Genomic DNA, 18,170 nt, shown 5'->3' with positions numbered 1-18,170 from the left:
TCCTCGTGATGTGCTCCCGCTCCGGCGGCGGTGCCTGCGAGCGGTCAGGATAGCCCCTGGGCGACCTCGGCGATCTCGTCGAGGTGGCGGTCGGTGCACAGACCGAGGTGGTAGAGGTGGACGGTCGAGGCGCCCGCCTCGGCGGCCCGGGTGACCTGCTCGGCCAGCGGCGGCGAGCCGGGCTCGAGCACCGTCAGGTAGGCGCCGAGGTGCGGCTGGGAGGACAGCGCGGCCACCGCGGGACCGATCGACTCCAGCGACCCCCAGGCGGCGGCGACCACGTGGCCGTCGGCCAGCCGCTGCAGCTCGGGGGTGGCGGCGGTGAAGGCGCCGGTGGCGTGCACGTCGGGGTCGCCGTGGGCCCACACCTCGCCGTGCACCACCTCGGCCAGGGCCGCGCAGGTCCGTCCCACCGCGACCGCGCGGGCGGCGGCCAGCCGTCCCTCCAGCTCGGGCCCGAGGGCCCCGGTCAGGTCGGTGGGGGCGAGGTCGGCAGCAGGACGGGCCGTGGCGGGGTCGAGCGCGGCCCGGACGGCCGTCCGCAGCTCCTCGTCGTCGCCGCCCCGCAGCTCCCGGCAGGCCGGGGCGAAGCAGATCGAGAGCAGTGTCGCCTCCAGCGCGGAGTAGGCCATCGTCTTGTCGTGCAGCCCGCCGTGGGTGAAGCCGAGGTGGCCGACCGCCTCCAGCACGTAGCCGTCCAGCGGCAGCCCCTCGCCGAGCTCGCGCACCAGCGCCGCGGCCAGCTCGACCACGTCGCGGGAAGAGGTGCACAGCGCCCACGGGTAGCGCTCGCCGAAGGCGTTCACGACCGTGTGGTCGGGGTGGCGCCGGCCGATCTCGGAGCTGTGCGAGAGCACCGTCCAGGCGAGCGCGCGGGTGCCGTTCTCGTGCAGGGTGCGCACCGCTTCGCCGAAGGCGTCCCGCTGCTCGGTCCAGGACGGCTCGGCCGGCACCAGGACGCCGAACCGGTCCCGGCGCACCGGACGGTAGAAGGCGGCGTGCCGGGCGTCCTTGGTGCGGTGGCGGGGGTGGCTGGGGGTGGCGGCGCGGACCGCGTGGTAGGCACCGGCCACCGCGACGGCGTGCAGGCCGAGGCCGAGGACCCGGTCGCGCCGGCGGGGGTCCTCGGTGAGGTCCCAGGGGTAGGCGTAGCCGATCAGCTGCACGGTCTGCTCCGATCCGGGTCGGCGGTCACCAGCGCGGCTTGAGCGCCCGGTAGCCGGGGTCGACGGTCTGCATGTAGGCGGTGTCGTCGCGGTCGAGGATGCCGGCCTCGAGGTAGCGCCGGTGCTGGCGCGCCAGCGCCTCCTCGTCGAGGGTGACGCCGAGGCCGGGGGCGGTCGGCACGTCGAGGTGGCCGTCGCGGAAGGTGAAGACGCCGGGCTCGACGACGTCCTCCTCGGGGCTCTTCCACGGCCAGTGGGTGTCGAAGGCGTAGCCGATGTTGGGGGCGGCGGCACCGAAGTGCACCATGGCGGCCAGCGAGATGCCGAGGTGGGAGTTGGAGTGCATCGACAGCGACAGCCCGAACACCTCCGCCGTCCGGGCCAGCTCCATCGAGGCCCGCAGCCCGCCCCAGTAGTGGTGGTCGGCCAGGACCACCTGCACCGACCCCAGCCGGACCGCCTCGGGCAGGTCCTCCACCCCGACCACGCACATGTTGGTGGCCAGCGGGACGTCCACCCGCCGCGCCACCTCCGCCATCTGCGCCCGGCCGTCGGTCGGGTCCTCGTAGTACTCCAGCACCCCGCGCAGCCGCTCGGCCACCCGCACCGAGGTGTCGACGGTCCACACCGCGTTCGGGTCGATCCGCAACGGCATGCCGGGGAACGCCTCGGCCAGCGCGAGCACGGCCTCGGCCTCCTGCTCGGGCGGGAACACCCCACCCTTGAGCTTGAGCGAGGTGAACCCGTACCCCTCCACCATCCGCCGGGCCTGGGCGACCACGCCGGCCGGGTCGAGCGCCGGGCCCCACTCGTCGTCGGGCTGGCCGGGGTGGCCGGCCCACTTGTAGAACAGGTAGCCGCTGAACTCCACCCGCGACCGGCGCTGCCCGCCGAGCAGCGCCCACACCGGCACGCCGAGCTGGTGGCCCTGGGCGTCCAGCAGCGCCACCTCGAAGGCCGCCACCAGCCGGGCCACGCTCTTGACCGGGCTGAGGGTGCCGGTCAGGCCGTGGGTGTCGCTGACGGTCAGCTCGGCCAGCACGTCGCGGGCGATCTCCTCCAGCCGGTGCAGGTCGACGATCCGCTCCCCCACCAGCCGCTCGCCCATCTGTCGCAGCCGGCCGAGGAAGGCCTGATCGCCGTAGCTCTCCCCCAGCCCGACCACCCCGGCGTCGGTGCGGACCCGGATCACGCTGCGGATCGCCCACGGCTGGTGGACGCCGACCGAGTTGAGCAGCGGCGGGTCGGCGAAGGCGACCGGGGTGACCTCGACCCCCGTGATGGTGGCCCAGCGAACCGGTCGGGCCGGGCCCTCGGTCTGGTGCTCGTCGGTCATGCGGCTGCGGCTCCTCGTCGGGGGTCGGAGCGGGCCCGGGCGACTCCGCTGTCGGCAGGTGTCCACGTACGTGGACGTGGTTCATTGACATGGACAACCTCGCTGGTACGTTAAGACGGTCAGCCGACGGTGTCAACGACAGGAGCCCCGGTGCCGGACGCCCCCAGCGCGCCACCCGCGGTGAAGTCGGCCGAGCGCACGCTGGAGATCCTGCAGACGGTGGCCCGCTGGCCCGGGCAGCTCACCGCCCCCGATCTCGCCCGCCACCTGGGCTATCCCCGCTCCTCCCTGCACGCGCTGGTGCGCACGCTGGAGAGCGGCGGCTGGCTGCACCAGGAACCGGGCACCGGACGGCTGCGGGTCGGCGCCCAGGCCCTGGTCAGCGGGTCGGCCTACCTGGACGGGGAGACGGTGCTGCCCTACGCCCAGGACGCGGTGGAGGAGGTCCGCACCCGCACCGGCCACACCAGCCACTACGCCCGGCTGGTCGGCGGCGACGTCCTCTACCTCACCACCCGCTACGCCAGCACCCGTGACACCGACACCTTCCGGGTCGGGCGCAGCCTGCCCGCCACCGCCACCGCGCTCGGGCAGGTGCTGCTGGCCGAGCGGACCGACGACGAGGTGCGGACGCTGCTGCCCGCCACGCTGCCGCAGCTGACCGAGCACACCCTCACCGACCCCGCCGCGCTGGCCACGGCGGTCGAGCAGGCCCGCAGCCGCGGGTGGGCGGTGGAGCGGGAGCAGAGCCGGGCCGGCCGGGTCTGCGTGGCGGTGGCCGTGCACCACCGCATCCCCGCCACCGACGCCATCAGCTGTGCGATGGACGCCGAGCAGGCCACCGAGACCGAGGTGCGACGCACCGCCGAGGAGCTGGTCGCGGCCCGCGACCGGCTGACCGCGACCCTACGACGTGAAGGAGTGCGATGACGACCACTGGAGACGCCCTGCCCGGAGCGGGGCGCACCGTCCTCGTCACCGGCGCCGCCGGCCACCTCGGCTCGCGCTCGGCCGCGACCCTGGCCGCCGCCGGTTTCGAGCTGCGGCTGCTGGACGTGGTGGAGCCGGCCGACCCGCCCGCGGGTGCGGAGGTGCTGGTCGGCTCGGTCACCGACGCCGACCTGGTGGCCCGCGGCTGCGCGGACGTGGCAGCGGTGCTGCACTACGGCGGGATCCCGGTCGAGGACGCCTGGGAGGACATCCTCGACGTCAACATCAACGGCACCCGGACCGTGCTGGAGGGCGCCCGGCACGCCGGCGCGGCCAAGGTGCTGCTGGCCTCGAGCAACCACGCCGCCGGGTTCCAGCACCGCGACAGCGCCCCGCCGACCGGCCTGCCGCCCACCTGCGTCCCGCTGGCCGACACCTACTACGGCGTCTCCAAGGCCGCCATGGAGGCCCTGGGCGCGCTGTACCACCACCGCTTCGGGATCGACGTGCTGGCGCTGCGGATCGGCTCGTGCACCGACTCCCCCAGCGGGTCACGGGCGCTGAGCACCTGGTTCGCCCCCGCGGACCTCGACGCCATGCTGCTGGCCTGGCTGGCTGATGAGGACGTCGACTTCCGGCTGGCCTGGGGCATCTCGGCCAACACCCGCGGCTGGTTCGACCTGTCCACCACCCCGGTGGCGGGCTACACCTCCCGCCACGACGCCGAGCGCGACCTGCCCGAGCTGGCGGCCGCCTACCCACCGGACCAGGTCGACCCCGAGGCCCTGCCGTACCTTGGGGGACCGTTCACGCAGACCGAGCTCGGGTCCGCGATGCCCCGGCCCTGATCCCGACCCGATCTCCCGGGCCGCGCGGCGCCGGGACACCCACGAGAACGAGAGGCAGACGATGACCGCGATCACCGCCACCAACCCCGCCACCGGGAGCGCCCTGGAGCCGGTGGCCTCCGAGATGTCCGCCGCCGAGGTGACCGCCGTGGTGGAGGCCGCCGCGGCCAGCGCCGACTGGCTGGCCGACCTGCCCCGCACCGAGCGGGCCGCCCTGCTCGGCGCGATGGCCGACGCCCTGGAGGGCGCCCGCGACGAGATCGTCGCCACCGCCGACGAGGAGACCGGTCTGGGCAGCACCCGGCTGAACGGGGAGCTGACCCGGACGGTCTTCCAGCTGCGCTTCTTCGGCGAGGTGATCACCGAGGGCAGCTACCTGGAGGTCACCCTCGACTCCGCCGGGGACACCCCCATGGGTCCGCGCCCGGACCTGCGCCGGATGCTCGTCCCGACCGGCGTCGTCGCGGTGTTCGGCGCCAGCAACTTCCCGCTCGCCTTCTCCGTCCCCGGCGGCGACACCGCCTCCGCGCTGGCCGCCGGCTGCCCCGTGGTGGTCAAGGCCCACCCCTCCCACCCGGCCACCAGCGTGCTCTGCCACCGGCTGATGAGCGAGGCCGCCACCGCCCAGGGCGCACCCGCCGGGGTCTTCGGGCTGGTGCATGGCCAGGAGGCCGGGGTGGTCCTGGTCAAGGCCCCGCAGGTGACCGCGGTCGGCTTCACCGGCTCCACCGGCGGCGGCAAGGCGCTGATGGCCGCGATCGCGGAGCGGGAGAACCCGATCCCCTTCTTCGGCGAGCTCAGCAGCCTCAACCCGGTGGTCGTCACCCCCGGGGCGGCGGCCGCCCGCGCCGCCGACATCGGGGCCGGGCTGGCCACCTCGGTGAGCGGCTCCTCGGGCCAGCTGTGCACCAAGCCCAACCTGGTGCTGGTGCCGACAGGGGCCGACGGCGACGCGGTCGTCGCGGCGCTCGCGGAGAACCTGCAGCAGGCCACCACCGTCCCGCTGCTCAACGAGCGGATCCGCAGCTCCTACACCGAGCTGACCGACGGGCTGGCCTCGGTGCCGGGGGTGCGGCCGGTGGTGCGGATGGAGGCCGAGGGCGAGGGCTTCCGGGTCGGCCCGGCGGTCTTCGAGATCGACGCCGACACCCTCGGCGCGGAGACCAGCAAGGAGATCTTCGGCCCGGCCACCATGGTGGTGCGCTGGTCCGGGCCCGAGCAGCTGGACCAGGCGCTGGAGACGCTGGAGGACTCGCTCACCGCCACCGTGCAGACCAGCGGCCAGGAGGGCGAGGAGCTGCAGGGGCTGACCCGGCTGCTGCAGGGCCACGCCGGACGGATCCTCTTCGACGCCTACCCGACCGGTGTCGCGGTCAGCTGGGCCCAGCACCACGGCGGCCCGTGGCCGGCGACCAACACCCAGCACACCTCGGTCGGGGCCAGCGCCATCCGCCGCTGGCTGCGTCCGGTGGTCTTCCAGAACGCGCCGCAGTCGGTGCTGCCGGCCGAGCTGCGCGACGACGCCACCGACGTCCCGCGCCGGGTCGACGGGCGGCTGGTGCTGCCCGGGGCCTGAGGCCGTCAGCCCCAGACCGGCACCCCGGAGGTGGTGGACTCCCGCACCACCAGCTCCGGGGTGAACACCGGGTGCTGGCGAGGCGCGGCCGGGTCGGCGATCTGCTCGAGCAGCAGCCGGACCGCGGTGCGCCCGATCTCCTCGCGCGGCTGGCGCACCGAGCTCAGCGGGACGCTGGTCACGCTGGCCAGCTCGACGTCGTCGTAGCCGATCAGCGCGATCCGGTGCGGCTCGCCCGCGCCGGAGCCCTGCACGGCGAACGCCTGCTGGCAGCCGACCGCCAGCATGTCGTTGGCCGCGAACACCGCCTCCGGCCGCTCGGCACGCGGACGCCGCAGCAGCGTCCGCGCCGCTGACCGGCCGGCCGGCACGGTGAAGGAGTCGGTGTCGACCAGCTCCAGGGTCGCGCCGGGCTGCCCGGCTACGGCCCGGCGCGCCCCCTCCAGCCGGGCGGCCACCACGTGCACCGACGGGGTGCCGACCATGGCGATCCGGCGGTGGCCGAGGTCGAGCAGGTGCTGCACCGCCATCGCCCCGCCGGCCACGTCGTCCACCGCCACCGAGGACACCCGCGGGTCGTCGCCGCGGTGGTCGACCAGCACCACCGGCACCGTCCGCCGGGCCACCCGGGCCACCATCGCGGCGTCGGTCTGCACCGGGGTGAGCAGCACCCCGGCCACCCGCTGCTGCTCGAACAGGTCGAGGTAGGCGGCCTCCTTGGCGGGGTCCTGGTCGCTGGTGCCGAGCACCACGCTGAGCCCGGCGGTCTGGGAGACCTCCTGGGCGCCGCGGGCGACGTCGGTGAAGAAGGGGTTGCCGACGTCGAGCACCACGAACCCGAGGCTGAGGCTCGTGCCGGCGCGCAGCTGGCGGGCCGCCTCGTTGCGCACGTAGCCGAGCTCCTCGATCACCGCCTGGACGCGTTCGGCGGTGGCCGGCGCCACCCGCTCGGGTGCGTTGAGCACGTTCGACACGGTGCCCACCGAGACGCCGGCGCCGGCGGCCACGTCGCGGATGCTGGCGACCCGGCGCGGAGCTGGGCCCGGCGCCGGCCGCGTCGACCCACGCTGCCGGCCCGCGGTCGGGTCCGGGCCCTCGGGGTCGCCGTCGGCCTGCTCCGTCATGGCTGGGCACCCTACTGCGTGGGCGGCCCCCGCGTCCCGCGGTCCCGGACGCGCCGACCCTAGGCTGACCGGCATGGGACCGGTGGCCGGCGACAGCGCGCGTGGACGGTGGATCCTGGCCGCGGCCGTGCTCGGGTCGGGGATGGCCTTCCTCGACGGCACCGTGGTCAACGTGGCGCTGCGGGTGCTCGGCACCGACCTGGACGCCTCGGTCACCGAGCTGCAGTGGGTGGTCAACGCCTACCTGCTCGCGCTGGCCTCGCTGATCCTGCTCGGCGGGTCGTTGGGTGACCGGTTCGGACGCCGCCGGCTGTTCCTGCTGGGGGTGGCCGGGTTCGCGGTCACCTCGGTGGCCTGCGGGCTGGCCCGGGAGCCGGAGGTGCTCGTCGTCGCCCGGCTGCTGCAGGGCGTCTCCGGTGCCCTGCTCACCCCGAGCAGCCTGGCGCTGCTGCAGTCCTCCCTCCGCCGGGAGGACCGGGCCGCCGCGATCGGGCGCTGGTCGGGGTTGACCAGCCTCGCCGTGGTGGTCGGGCCGCTGCTCGGCGGCTGGCTGGTCGAGGTGGCGTCCTGGCGGTGGATCTTCTTCCTCAACGTGCCGCTGGCCGCCGCGGTGCTGCTGATCGGCTGGCGGCACCTGCCGGAGTCCAGCGACCCCGACGCCGTGCGCGGCTTCGACGGCTGGGGTGCGCTGCTCAGCGCGGCGGCGCTGGCCGGGGTGACCTGGGCGCTGACCGAGACCGGGGCCGCCGCGCCCGGCTGGCTGCTCGCCGTCGCCGCCGTCGGGGTGGTGGCCGGGACCGCGTTCGTGCTGCGGATTCGCCGGACCGCCGACCCGCTGGTGCCGCCGTCGCTGTTCGCCGACCGGGTGTTCAGCATCGCCAACACGATGACGCTGCTGGTCTACGGCGCGCTCGGCGCGATGACGTTCTTCCTCACCCTGCAGCTGCAGGTGGGCGCGGGCTGGAGCCCGCTGCAGGCGGGTCTGGCCACGTTGCCGATGACGGTGCTGATGATCCTGCTGTCGGGACGCTCCGGCACGCTGGCCGCCCGGATCGGGCCGCGCTGGCAGCTGTCGGTCGGCCCGCTGCTGTGCGCCCTGGGCACCCTGCTGCTGGTCGGTGTCGGCCCGGGCACCGGCTACCTCACCGGGGTGCTGCCGGGGGTGCTGGTGTTCGGGCTCGGGCTGACCGCCCTGGTGGCGCCGCTGACCGCCAGTGTGCTGGCCGCCGCCCCGGACCGGTACGCCGGGGTGGCGTCGGGGATCAACAACGCGGTCGCCCGCAGCGGCGGGCTGCTGGCCGTGGCCGCGCTGCCGTCACTGGTCGGGCTCACCGGCGCCGACTACCAGGACGCGGCCACCTTCACCCCGGGCTACCGGGCGGCGCAGCTGGTGTGCGTGGTGCTGCTGGTGCTGGGCGGGCTCGTCAGCTTCGTCGGCCTGCGTCGCACCGGGGGGCTGCTCGCCGGCCCGGCGGGCTCCGGTGCCGGCTGAGCACCCGCGGGCCGCGACGGCGTTCGGCGCCGCCCTCGCCGGGGTCGGCGTGCTGCACCTGCTCGCCCAGGGTGCGGTCCTGGCGCCCGTGCGCGACGTGACGATGTCGCTGCTGATGCCCCTGCTGGCGGGGACGGTGCTGGCCGGAACCCGCTCCCCGCGCCCACCGGCGGTGCGGCTGGTGCTGGTCGCGCTGGGGCTCAGCTGGCTGGGGGACGTGCCGTGGCCGCTGGGCCGCGAGCCGGGGCTGGCGGTGAAGCTCGGATTCTTCGCGCTGGCGCACCTGGTCTGGGCGCGGGTGTTCTGGCCCTGGCGCGGGAGGAGCGTGCTGGCGCGCCGGCGCTGGCTGGTGCTGCCCTACCTCGCCGCGGGGGCGGTGGTCGTCGCGCTGTGCGCGCCCGGGGCGGGGGTGCTGCTGGGGCCGGTGGCGGGGTACGCGCTCTGCCTGGTGGCGGCGGGCGTCCTGGCCACCGGGGTGCATCGGCTGGCGGCGATCGGCGCCGTGCTGTTCCTGTGCTCCGACGCCGTCCTCGCCCTGGCCCTCTTCCGACCCGGGACCGTGCCGTCCTGGCACGGGGTGGCGGTGATGGCGTCCTACCTGGCGGCGCAGGTGCTGATGACCGCGGGCCTGCTACGCCGCGGTGCGACTGTGTCCGAGGGGGGACTTGAACCCCCATGCCCTAAAACGGGCACTAGCACCTCAAGCTAGCGCGTCTACCTATTCCGCCACCCGGACGAGTGGTGCCCGGCCTCGGCCGGACAGCGATGAACTATAGCAACTCCGCGCCGCCGCGTCGCATCGAGCGCCGGGCCGGTCTCAGCCGCCGGCGCGGAGGGCCCGGTCGAGGTCGGCGCGCAGGTCGGCGACGTCCTCGATGCCGACCGAGAGCCGCAGCAGGTCGTCGGGCACGGCCCGCGGCGTCCCCTTGACCGAGGCGTGGGTCATCTCGCCGGGGTGCACCACGAGCGACTCCACCCCGCCCAGGCTCTCGGCCAGCAGGAACACCTCGGTGGCCCGGGCGGCGGCCAGCGCGGCCTCCCGCCCGCCGGCGAGCTGGATGGAGACCACGCCGCCGAACCCGTCCATCTGGGCCGCGGCCACCCGGTGACCGGGGTGCTCGGGCAGCCCCGGGTGGTGCACGCGGGTCACCGCCGGGTGCCGGCTCAGCCAGCCGGCCAGCTCGAGCGCGTTCTCGCAGTGGCGCTGCATCCGCACCCCGAGGGTCTTGATCCCGCGGATGGTCAGCCAGGCGTCCATCGGTCCGGAGACCGAGCCGGCCGCGTTGGCGAGGAAGGCCAGCTCCTCGGCGAGCGCGTCGTCGTCGACCACGACCATCCCGGTGACCGAGTCGGAGTGCCCGGCCAGGTACTTGGTGGCCGAGTGCACCACCACGTCGGCGCCGTGCTCGAGGGGACGCTGCAGGTAGGGCGAGGCGAAGGTGTTGTCGACCACCAGCAGGGCCCCGTGGCGGTGGCACACCTCCGCGCAGGCGGCCAGGTCGGTGATCTGCAGGAACGGGTTGGACGGCGTCTCCACCCAGACCACCAAGCCGGCGTCGGCCGCCCCGGCATCCCGGGCGGCCAGGTGCTGCTCCAGGGCGGCCGGGTCGGTCAGGTCGACCACGCTGGTGGCGATCCCCCAGCGGTCCCAGACCCGCTCCAGCAGCCGGAAGGTGCCGCCGTAGGCGTCGGTGCCGGTGACCACGTGGCCCCCGGGACGCAGCGTCGCCCGCAGCACCAGGTCCTCCGCGGCCAGCCCGGAGGCGGTGGAGAAGGCGTGCCGGCCGCCCTCCAGACCGGCCACCTGGCGCTGCAGCAGGTCGCGGGTGGGGTTGGCGCAGCGGGCGTACTCGTAGCCGTTGCGGGGCTGGGCGACGTCGTCCTGGAGGAAGGTCGAGGTCTGGAAGATCGGCGGGGAGATCGCCCCGGTCGAGGGATCGGGGTCGATGCCCAGGTGGATGGCTCGGGTGCTCAGACCGCTCTCGGGACGCTCGCTCACACCCTCACGCTACGTCGCCCGGGCACACCGGCCGGCCCGATCCGGGCCCTGGGACGCCGCCGCACGGAGGCGCCACCGTGCCGTGGAGGTCGAGCTGCCCGAGCAGGCGACCGGAGGTCGGCACCCTCGGCGTGACCTGGGACGCCGGCGGCACCGGCCCGGCACCACGGGTGGGTTCCCGACACCGCCCGGGCGCTGCGGAGCCGGCTGGCACGATGGCGCCATGACGAGCACGCGGGAGCCCCGCCACCCCGGACCCGGCGCGGGAGGTGCGCGATGACGCTGACCTTCGAGCACCGCGACGCCGAGCACCGGTTCGTGGCCTCCGACGACGGCCGCGAGGTCGGGGTGGTCGACTACCGCCTCGACGGCACGGTGGCCACCATCACCCACACCGGCACCGATCCCGGGCGGCGCGGGGAGGGGATCGCCGGCCGGCTGACCACCGTGGTGCTGGACGACATGCGGGCACGGGGCTGGTCGGTGGTGCCCCAGTGCCCCTACACGGCGCAGTTCATCGACCAGCACCCCGGCTACGCCGACCTCCTGGCGTAGCCGACGGCCGCCGGGCGGTCAGGCGCCAGGTCGGTCGGCGCCCCGCCGGCCCGCCCGGGGCAGCGGCAGCCCCTCCTTGCGCAGCGAGGTGTCGGCCAGTGCCTCGATCACCCGCCGGTCCCCTGCGCGCCAGGCCGCGACGGGGTCGTCGCTGATCCTGGCGAGCTGGTCCAGCGGCATGGTGGCCATCGCCCGGAGCGCGAACAGGTCGAGGTCGGCCGTGGAGTCGACGAAGCGGCGGGCGGCTGCGCTGCGCCGGGCGAAGGCGACCCGCCGCGGCAGCCACAGCACCACCAGCAGCGCCACCGGCAGCAGGAAGGTCAGCACCCCGGCGAGGGTGCCGAGCTGCTCGATCTGGATCGCCTGCCGGCCCAGCGCCCCGGCCAGCTCCGCGGTGCGGGCGGCGGCGTCGTCGAACGGGGTCCGCAGCTCCCCGCCCAGCCCGGGCACCTGCCCGGCGGTGCGCGCCGCGGCGCGGAACGACTCCTCCATCGAGCGCGCCGCGGCCCCGCCCTCGCGCGCCGGCGCGGCGAGCGCGCTGACCGCGTCGTCGACGAGCCGCCCGACGCCCCACCACAGGAGCGCCCAGCCGAGGACAAACAGGTCGGCGGCCAGCTGACCGGCGAGGCGCCAGGAGGGTCGGGCGTACCAGCTCATGACCGCCATCCTCTCCTGCTTGACCTCCAGCGCGCTGGAGGTCGCACGATGAGGCCGTGACTTCCTGGATCTGCGCCACCTGCGCCGTCGAGCACCCGTCGTCGCCTACTCCCCCGGCGAGCTGTCCGATCTGCTCCGACGAGCGCCAGTACGTCCCGCCGGCGGGTCAGCGGTGGACCACGCTGGCCGAGCTGTCGGCGGCGGGCCACCGCGGCCGGGTGCGGGAGCTGGAACCAGGCCTGTTCGGCGTCACGGTGCAGCCCGAGGTCGGCATCGGGCAGCAGGCGCTGCTGGCGACCGGGCCCGAGGGCAACGTGCTGTGGGACCCCACCGGCTACGTCGATGACGAGCTCGCGGCCGCGGTGGCCGAGCACGGCCCGGTGGTGGGCATCGCGGCCAGCCACCCGCACATGTTCGGCGTCCAGGTCGAGTGGTCGCGACGGCTGGGCGGGGCGCCGGTGCTCGTCAACGCCCACGACGCCCGATGGCTGCAGCGGACCGACCCGGCGGTCCGGCTCTGGGAGGACCGGCTGGAGCTGGCCGGCGTGCTGCTGGTCCGCATCGGCGGCCACTTCCCCGGCAGCGCGGTCGCGCGCTGGGCCGCGCCGGACGGGGCGGGCGTGCTGCTCAGCGGCGACACGGTGGCACCGAACCCCGACCGGCGCAGCGTCGGGTTCATGCGCAGCTACCCCAACCACCTGCCGCTGTCGGACCCGGTGGTGGCCGTGATCCAGACCCGGATCGCCGCACTGCACGAGGAGCGTCCCTTCCAGCGGATCTACGGCAACTTCGACGGCCGGGTCGACCGGGACGCCGCGACGGTGGTGCACGACTCCGCCGAGCGCCACCGCGCCTGGGTGCGCGGCGACCACGACCACCTGACCGGCACCGACGACGCCGTCCGCTCACCGGAGCCCGTCACCGGCGCTGCAGGTGCCACTCCCCCGTCCCCGAGCTGGTGACGTGGCCCTCCTGCTCCAGCCAGGCGAGGTGGGCGAGGCAGTCGGGGACGTCGAGCCCGCTGCGCAGCGAGATCTCGCTGACGGTGAGCCCGCCGCGGGCCGGCAGGGCCTCCCGGACGGCGACGGTGCCCGGGTCCCAGTCGTCGAGCAGCCGCCGCTGCTGGTGCCCGGGCGCGCCCGGACGGGTGGCATCCAGTGGCGCGAGCAGGGCCAGCACGTCGGCCGCCCCGGTGACGAGCACCCCCTCGCCGTCGGCGATCAAGCGGTGCGGGGTCACCGACTGGGCGGAGTGCACCGACCCCGGCACCGCTGCCAGCACCCGCCCGCACCGCGTGGCCCAGCTCGCGGTGTTGCGCGCCCCCGAGCGTGCCGTCGCCTCGACGACGACGGTGGCGGCGCTGAGTGCGGCGATCAGCCGGTTGCGGCCCAGGAAGCGCACCTTGGTCGGGTGCTCTCCCGGCGGGTGCTCCGAGACCAGCAGCCCGTGCTCCTCGACCTGGCTGAACAGCGTCTGGTTGGCGCGGGGGTAGGCGACGTCCACCCCGCTGGCCAGCACGGCCACGGTGCCGCCACCGGCGGCCAGGGCGCCCCGGTGCGCGGCGGCGTCGATGCCGAAGGCTCCTCCGGAGATGACCGCGGTGCCCTGGGCGGTGAGGTCGAAGGCCATGTCCTGGGCGACGCCCTGACCATAGGTGGTGGCCGCCCTGGCGCCCACCACCGCGACCGCGCCCGCGGCCAGCTGGCCGAGCCGGCCCGCTCCCCGCACCCACAGCCCGAGCGGCACCCCACCGCGGTCCGACAGCGGCTCGCAGCCGGCCAGGTCCTCCAGCTGGGCCGGCCACTCCTCGTCACCGGGCACCACGAACCGTGCGCCCACCGCCGCCATCGCCACGGTCACCGCGCGCAGGTCGAGCAGGGCGGCCCGACGCGCCCACACCGACCCGTCGGTGCGGGCGCGCACCGCGGCCCACACCTCCTCCGCACCCCGTTCGGCGACCAGCGCGGAGATCCGCGGCTCACCCGGCTCCACCACCCACGCCAGCGCCATCCGGGCCCGCCGCTCGGCGTCCGGGGCGGCGGTCCTCGGCGGCACCAGCGGCTCCGTGCCGCTCACGGCAGCCGCCCCTCGAGCTGCTCGCCGCGCCGCATGGCCAGTGCGGCCAGCAGGTGCGAGCGGGACGGTCGGGACGCCTGGGCCAGATCGGCCAGGGTCCAGCTGATCCGCAGCACCTTGTCGACGCCGCGGGCGCTGATCCGACCCCGCTGCAGCGCCTGGTCGAGGGCCTCGACCCCCTCGGGCAGCGGGAGCACCCGGCGCAGGTGGTGCCCGACCACCTCCGCGTTGGTCGACCAGCCGGTGCCGGCCAACCGGTGCCGTTGCCGCTCGCGGGCCTCGAGCACCCGGGCACCGACCACGGCGGTCGGCTCCCCCGGCTCGATCGCTCCCCGCAGGTACGCCCGGCGCAGCGGGGCGAGGGTGGTGCTGATGTCGACCCGGTCCAGGATCGGCCCGGAGATCCGCTCGGCGTAGCGGCGCACCGCCATCGGGGTGCAGGTGCACTCCGCGCCCGGCGTGGCGGCCTGCCCGCACGGGCACGGGTTGGCGGCCAGCACCAGCTGGAAGCGGGCCGGGTAGCTGGCCTGCACCTCGGCCCGGCCCAGGGTCACCCGGCCGGACTCCAGCGGGGTGCGCAACCCCTCGAGCACCTTGGAAGGGAACTCCGGCGCCTCGTCGATGAACAGCACCCCGCGGTGGGCCAGCGAGATCGCGCCGGGGCGGGCCATCCGCGCCCCGCCGCCGACCACGCTGGGCAGCGAGGCGGAGTGGTGCGGGTCGGCGAAGGGCGGGCGGGTGATCAGCCCGTCGACGCCGTGCCCGGCCAGGGAGTGGATGGCGGAGACCTCCAGCGCCTCCGACAGCGTGAGCTCGGGCAGCAGCCCCGGCAGCCGCTCGGCCAGCATCGTCTTGCCGACCCCCGGTGGACCCTGGAGGAAGAGGTGGTGCCGGCCCGCGGCAGCGACCTCCAGCGCCCACTTCGCCTCGGGCTGGCCGACCACCTCGCAGACGTCCTTCGTCGTGGGAGGCTCGACCGGGTCGGGGACGGCCTGCGGCGGCGGCAGCACCGGGCGTCCGTGCAGGCAGTCGACCAGCTCGACCAGCGACCCCACCGAGTCGACCGTCAGACCGTCCACCAGACCGGCCTCGGCCCGCTGGTGGTGCGGTACCACCACCCGCTCGAAGCCGGCGTCCCGGGCGGCCAGCAGCGCCGGCAGGACACCGCGCACCCGTCGGACCCGGCCGTCGAGCCCGAGCTCGCCCAGCAGCACCCGGTCGCGCAGCGCCTCCCGCGGCACCACCTCGGCGGCGGCGAGCACCGCGGCCACGATGCTGAGGTCGTAGTGCGAGCCCGCCTTGGGCAGGTTGGCCGGGGTGAGGTTGATGGTGACGAGCTGGCTCGGCCAGCTGAACCCGGACGTGGAGACCGCCGCCCGGCACCGGTCCCGCGCCTCGTACAGGGCGGTGTCGGCCAGGCCGACGAGCACGGTGCGCGGCAGCCCGCCGCCGATGGCGGCCTCCACCTCGACCATCTGCCCGTCCATCCCCAGCAGCGCCACCGACCAGGTCTGCGCCAGGCTCATCCGACGCCCCGCACGTGGCTGAGCAGCGGTGTCTCACCCGGGCGCAGCACCACCCCGACGGCGTCGATCCGGATCCGCTCGGGCCGGGGGTCGGCGCGGGAGGACCAGATCGCGGCCAGCTGGCGCAGCTTGCGCAGCTTGGCCCAGGTGATCGCCTCCAGCGGGTCGCCCCAGCCCAGGCCGCGGCGGCACTTCACCTCGCAGAAGACGTAGGTCGACGTCGAGAGCTCCCTCGCCACGATGTCGATCTCGCCCTCGCTGCAGCGCCAGTTGCGCTCCAGCACCTCGCAGCCCTGCTCCTCCAGCAGTCCGGCGGCGAGCGTCTCGCCCAGCCGTCCCAGCGCCTGTCGTGTGCCCATCGTCCCCACCTCCACCCCCACCGTGGGCGGGCGGGGACGCGGGTGCTGCGAGGACGAGGAGGCTGTGGACGGCGCTCGGGGGCTGTGCACAACGTCGGCGGGAGGCGGCCCTTCGACAGGCTCAGGGCGTCGTGGGTGACGCGGCAGGCGTCAGCGTCCGGAGTCGGGGACCTCGAGGTCGGAGTGCACGATCTCCTCGATGGAGACGTCACGGAAGGTGAGCACCTTGGCGTTCTTCACGAAGCGGCCCGGACGGTACATGTCCCAGACCCAGGCATCGGCCATCGAGACCTCGTAGTAGACGTCGCCGCCCTCGGTGCGGACCTTGAGGTCGACGGTGTTGCAGAGGTAGAAGCGGCGCTCGGTCTCCACGGCGTAGGTGAACAGCCGCACGACGTCCTTGTACTCGCGGTACAGCTTGAGCTCGGCTTCGCTCTCGAACTGCTCCAGGTCTTCTGCACTCATCTCGCCTGGCACTCTAGCCGACGGCGCGCACGTCGCCGGGCCCTCGCATCGCCCGCACCACGTTGTCGAACCGGCGGCGGTGCTCCGGGCAGGGGCCGTGGCGGTCGAGGCGCTCCTGGTGCTCGCGGGTGCAGTAGCCCTTGTGGGTGGCGAAGTCGTACTCGGGCCACCGTTCGTGCAGGTCGGCCATGATCCGGTCGCGGGTCACCTTGGCCAGCACGGACGCCGCCGCCACGCAGGCGGCCACCCGGTCGCCCTTCCACACCGCCAGCCCGGGGACGCCGAGCCCGTCCACCCCGAACCCGTCGGTGAGCACGTAGTCGGGGTGCACCGAGAGGCGGTGCAGCGCCCGGCGCAGCGCCTGCACGTTGGCCACGTGCATCCCGAGCCGGTCGCACTCGCCCGCCGGCAGCACCACCACCGACCAGCTGACCGCCTTGGCGACCACCTCGTCGTAGCAGCGCTCCCGCTGGGCGGCGCTGAGCAGCTTGGAGTCCCGCAGGCCCTCGATCTGGCGCGAGGCCCGGTCGGACAGGATGGCCGCGCCGGCGACCAGCGGACCGGCGCAGGCGCCGCGGCCGGCCTCGTCGGCGCCGGCCACCAGGGGGAAACCGGCCCGCTGCAGGGCGCGCTCGTAGCCGTACAGGCCGCTGCTGCGCCGGATGACGAACCTCGGCCGGGAGCGCTGGGCACCGTCGGGCATCAGCAGCTGACCCCCTCCGGCTCGATCACCGCCTGCTCCGGCGCCGGCTCGGCCGGGTCGGGGATCCGGGCGAAGGTGTCGGGGACGGTCAGCCGCTGGAACCGGTCGAACGGCGCGGCGATGAGGAAGGCGGGTCCGACCACGTTCTGCACCGGGACGAAGGCCTCGGTGCCGATCGGCCCGCCGGCGGCGGGGACGTCGGCGAGGTGGCACCGGGAGTCGCGGGAGTCGTTGCGGTGGTCGCCCATGACGAAGATGCGGTCCCGCGGCACCACCACGGTGAAGGGCACGTCTGCGGGCGCGACCGGCTCCCCGTCGTCGCCGCGGTAGAGGTAGTCCTCCTCCTCCAGCGGGACGCCGTTCACGCTCAGCCGGCCCTGGTCGTCGCAGCAGTGCACGGTGTCGCCGGGCATGCCGATCACGCGCTTGATGAGGTGGTTGGAGCTGGTGTCGGGGAGGATCCCGATGAACTCGAGCACCTGGCCGGCCGGTCCGCGCTCGGCGGCCTCGTACTCCGGACCGAGCCAGTCGCCCGGGTCGACGAAGACGACGACGTCGCCCCGGCTGAAGTCGGTGACCTTCTGCACCACGACCTTGTCGTCGATCTGCAGGGTGTCCTCCATCGACCCCGACGGGATGACGAAGGGCTGGGCCACGAACGCCCGCAGCAGCGAGGAGACCACCACCGCCCCGACCACGACGATGAGGAGCTCCTTCACCACCGACCCGACGCGCCGTCCGACGCCGGTCCTCGGCGGCTCCTCGCCGATCCGTGACTCACTCACCCACGCCACCTCTTCGTCGTGCCTGCGACGGATCCGTCCGGAGCACCGCCCCGCGGACCCCGCCCCAACCTAGTCGACGGGGCGAAGACGACGATCGCACGCACCGGGAGCCGGTGCGTGCGATCGTCGGGGAGAGCTGCCCTCAGGCGCGCTTCTCCTTGATCTTGGCGGCCTTGCCGCGCAGACCGCGCAGGTAGTAGAGCTTGGCGCGGCGCACGTCGCCCTGGCGCTCGACCTCGATCTTGTCGACGATGGGGCTGTGCACCGGGAAGGTGCGCTCGACGCCGACGCCGAAGGAGACCTTGCGGACGACGAACGTCTCCTGCAGCCCGGCACCGTTGCGGGCGATGACCACGCCGGCGAACACCTGGATCCGGGAGCGGTTGCCCTCGACCACCTTGACGTGCACCTTGACGGAGTCGCCGGCGCGGAAGGTCGGGATGTCGGTCCGGAGGGAGGCCTGGTCGACGGCCTCGATCAGCTTGCTCATGATGGTCCTCGCCGGTGCCACAGGTCACCTGGTCAGTGCAGTCAGTTCGGGTGGTGGCGCCGTCCGGACGGTCCCCCCGTGGC

General features: G+C 75.0%; 18 protein-coding genes, 1 tRNA gene and 1 pseudogene. 7 read left to right on the top strand and 13 right to left on the bottom strand.

Annotated features, from left to right (window positions below):
* Positions 1 to 44: 44 nt before the first annotated feature.
* Complete coding sequence (locus DT076_RS17565; protein WP_114128000.1) at positions 45 to 1,166, bottom strand: hypothetical protein; 1,122 nt, start codon at positions 1,164 to 1,166, stop codon at positions 45 to 47.
* 25 nt (positions 1,167 to 1,191) lie between these two features.
* Positions 1,192 to 2,502, bottom strand: a complete 1,311-nt coding sequence (locus DT076_RS17560) for an enolase C-terminal domain-like protein (RefSeq protein ID WP_114127999.1) — start codon at positions 2,500 to 2,502, stop codon at positions 1,192 to 1,194.
* 150 nt (positions 2,503 to 2,652) lie between these two features.
* Between DT076_RS17560 and DT076_RS17555 the strand changes: the two genes are divergently transcribed.
* The 3 genes from DT076_RS17555 (at position 2,653) to DT076_RS17545 (ending at position 5,856) form a co-directional block, all read left to right on the top strand.
* On the top strand, positions 2,653 to 3,432 hold the full coding sequence (locus DT076_RS17555; RefSeq protein WP_199539270.1) for an IclR family transcriptional regulator: 780 nt from the start codon (positions 2,653 to 2,655) through the stop codon (positions 3,430 to 3,432).
* Positions 3,429 to 4,280: an NAD-dependent epimerase/dehydratase family protein gene (locus DT076_RS17550; protein WP_114127998.1), complete on the top strand. Its 852-nt coding sequence runs from the start codon at positions 3,429 to 3,431 to the stop codon at positions 4,278 to 4,280. Before DT076_RS17555 ends, DT076_RS17550 begins: the two co-directional genes overlap by 4 nt.
* A gap of 61 nt (positions 4,281 to 4,341) precedes the next feature.
* Entirely contained in the window at positions 4,342 to 5,856 is a 1,515-nt protein-coding gene (locus tag DT076_RS17545; protein ID WP_114127997.1) for an aldehyde dehydrogenase (NADP(+)), read from the top strand.
* A 5-nt stretch (positions 5,857 to 5,861) separates the two neighbouring features.
* Here the strand turns inward: DT076_RS17545 and DT076_RS17540 are convergent, their stop codons facing one another.
* A complete protein-coding gene (locus DT076_RS17540) occupies positions 5,862 to 6,980 on the bottom strand; it encodes a LacI family DNA-binding transcriptional regulator (protein WP_114127996.1) in 1,119 nt (372 codons plus the stop codon).
* Between the two features lie 73 nt (positions 6,981 to 7,053).
* Here DT076_RS17540 and DT076_RS17535 point away from each other — a divergent pair, with 73 nt between their 5' ends.
* Positions 7,054 to 8,472: an MFS transporter gene (locus DT076_RS17535; RefSeq protein WP_114127995.1), complete on the top strand. Its 1,419-nt coding sequence runs from the start codon at positions 7,054 to 7,056 to the stop codon at positions 8,470 to 8,472.
* A 103-nt stretch (positions 8,473 to 8,575) separates the two neighbouring features.
* Positions 8,576 to 9,091, top strand: a pseudogene (locus DT076_RS20475) (lysoplasmalogenase family protein); the annotation flags it as partial.
* Positions 9,092 to 9,122: 31 nt separating this feature from the next.
* On the opposite strand, the gene DT076_RS17525 reads toward DT076_RS20475, so the two are convergent.
* Both DT076_RS17525 and DT076_RS17520 read right to left on the bottom strand, forming a co-directional pair.
* Positions 9,123 to 9,208: transfer RNA gene (locus tag DT076_RS17525), tRNA-Leu, on the bottom strand.
* A gap of 81 nt (positions 9,209 to 9,289) precedes the next feature.
* Complete coding sequence (locus DT076_RS17520; protein WP_114127994.1) at positions 9,290 to 10,471, bottom strand: cystathionine gamma-synthase; 1,182 nt, start codon at positions 10,469 to 10,471, stop codon at positions 9,290 to 9,292.
* Between the two features lie 195 nt (positions 10,472 to 10,666).
* Here DT076_RS17520 and DT076_RS17515 point away from each other — a divergent pair, with 195 nt between their 5' ends.
* Positions 10,667 to 11,026, top strand: coding sequence for a GNAT family N-acetyltransferase (locus tag DT076_RS17515; protein WP_325048386.1), 360 nt, complete (start codon positions 10,667 to 10,669; stop codon positions 11,024 to 11,026).
* Between the two features lie 18 nt (positions 11,027 to 11,044).
* Here the strand turns inward: DT076_RS17515 and DT076_RS17510 are convergent, their stop codons facing one another.
* Positions 11,045 to 11,692, bottom strand: a complete 648-nt coding sequence (locus DT076_RS17510; protein ID WP_158548188.1) for a hypothetical protein — start codon at positions 11,690 to 11,692, stop codon at positions 11,045 to 11,047.
* 47 nt (positions 11,693 to 11,739) lie between these two features.
* Here DT076_RS17510 and DT076_RS17505 point away from each other — a divergent pair, with 47 nt between their 5' ends.
* Positions 11,740 to 12,645 carry an MBL fold metallo-hydrolase gene (locus tag DT076_RS17505; RefSeq protein ID WP_199539269.1) on the top strand — a complete coding sequence of 302 codons (906 nt, stop codon included), beginning with the start codon at positions 11,740 to 11,742 and terminating at the stop codon, positions 12,643 to 12,645.
* On the opposite strand, the gene dprA is transcribed toward DT076_RS17505, so the two are convergent.
* The 7 genes from dprA to rplS all read right to left on the bottom strand — a co-directional run bounded on the left by dprA (position 12,602) and on the right by rplS (position 18,087).
* Entirely contained in the window at positions 12,602 to 13,759 is a 1,158-nt protein-coding gene (dprA, locus tag DT076_RS17500; RefSeq protein WP_233494039.1) for a DNA-processing protein DprA, read from the bottom strand. The genes DT076_RS17505 and dprA overlap by 44 nt on opposite strands.
* Positions 13,756 to 15,285, bottom strand: coding sequence for a YifB family Mg chelatase-like AAA ATPase (locus DT076_RS17495; protein ID WP_114127991.1), 1,530 nt, complete (start codon positions 15,283 to 15,285; stop codon positions 13,756 to 13,758). Before DT076_RS17495 ends, dprA begins: the two co-directional genes overlap by 4 nt.
* Positions 15,282 to 15,644 carry a YraN family protein gene (locus DT076_RS17490; protein WP_114127990.1) on the bottom strand — a complete coding sequence of 121 codons (363 nt, stop codon included), beginning with the start codon at positions 15,642 to 15,644 and terminating at the stop codon, positions 15,282 to 15,284. Before DT076_RS17490 ends, DT076_RS17495 begins: the two co-directional genes overlap by 4 nt.
* A 150-nt stretch (positions 15,645 to 15,794) precedes the next feature.
* A complete protein-coding gene (locus DT076_RS17485; RefSeq protein WP_114127989.1) occupies positions 15,795 to 16,109 on the bottom strand; it encodes a DUF2469 domain-containing protein in 315 nt (104 codons plus the stop codon).
* Between the two features lie 13 nt (positions 16,110 to 16,122).
* Complete coding sequence (locus DT076_RS17480; protein WP_114127988.1) at positions 16,123 to 16,812, bottom strand: ribonuclease HII; 690 nt, start codon at positions 16,810 to 16,812, stop codon at positions 16,123 to 16,125.
* The gene (gene lepB / locus DT076_RS17475) at positions 16,812 to 17,597 is read right to left on the bottom strand and encodes a signal peptidase I (protein ID WP_233494038.1); all 786 of its coding nucleotides are present in this window, start codon (positions 17,595 to 17,597) and stop codon (positions 16,812 to 16,814) included. Before lepB ends, DT076_RS17480 begins: the two co-directional genes overlap by 1 nt.
* Before the next feature lie 142 nt (positions 17,598 to 17,739).
* The gene (gene rplS, locus DT076_RS17470; RefSeq protein ID WP_114127986.1) at positions 17,740 to 18,087 is read right to left on the bottom strand and encodes a 50S ribosomal protein L19; all 348 of its coding nucleotides are present in this window, start codon (positions 18,085 to 18,087) and stop codon (positions 17,740 to 17,742) included.
* Positions 18,088 to 18,170: the final 83 nt, after the last annotated feature.

It is taken from the genome of Desertihabitans brevis (genome assembly GCF_003327535.1).
GTDB classification, from domain to species: Bacteria; Actinomycetota; Actinomycetes; order Propionibacteriales; family Propionibacteriaceae; genus Desertihabitans; species Desertihabitans brevis.
The sequence above is the reverse complement of the archived record's forward strand: the minus strand, read 5'-3'. Positions and strand labels throughout refer to the sequence as shown.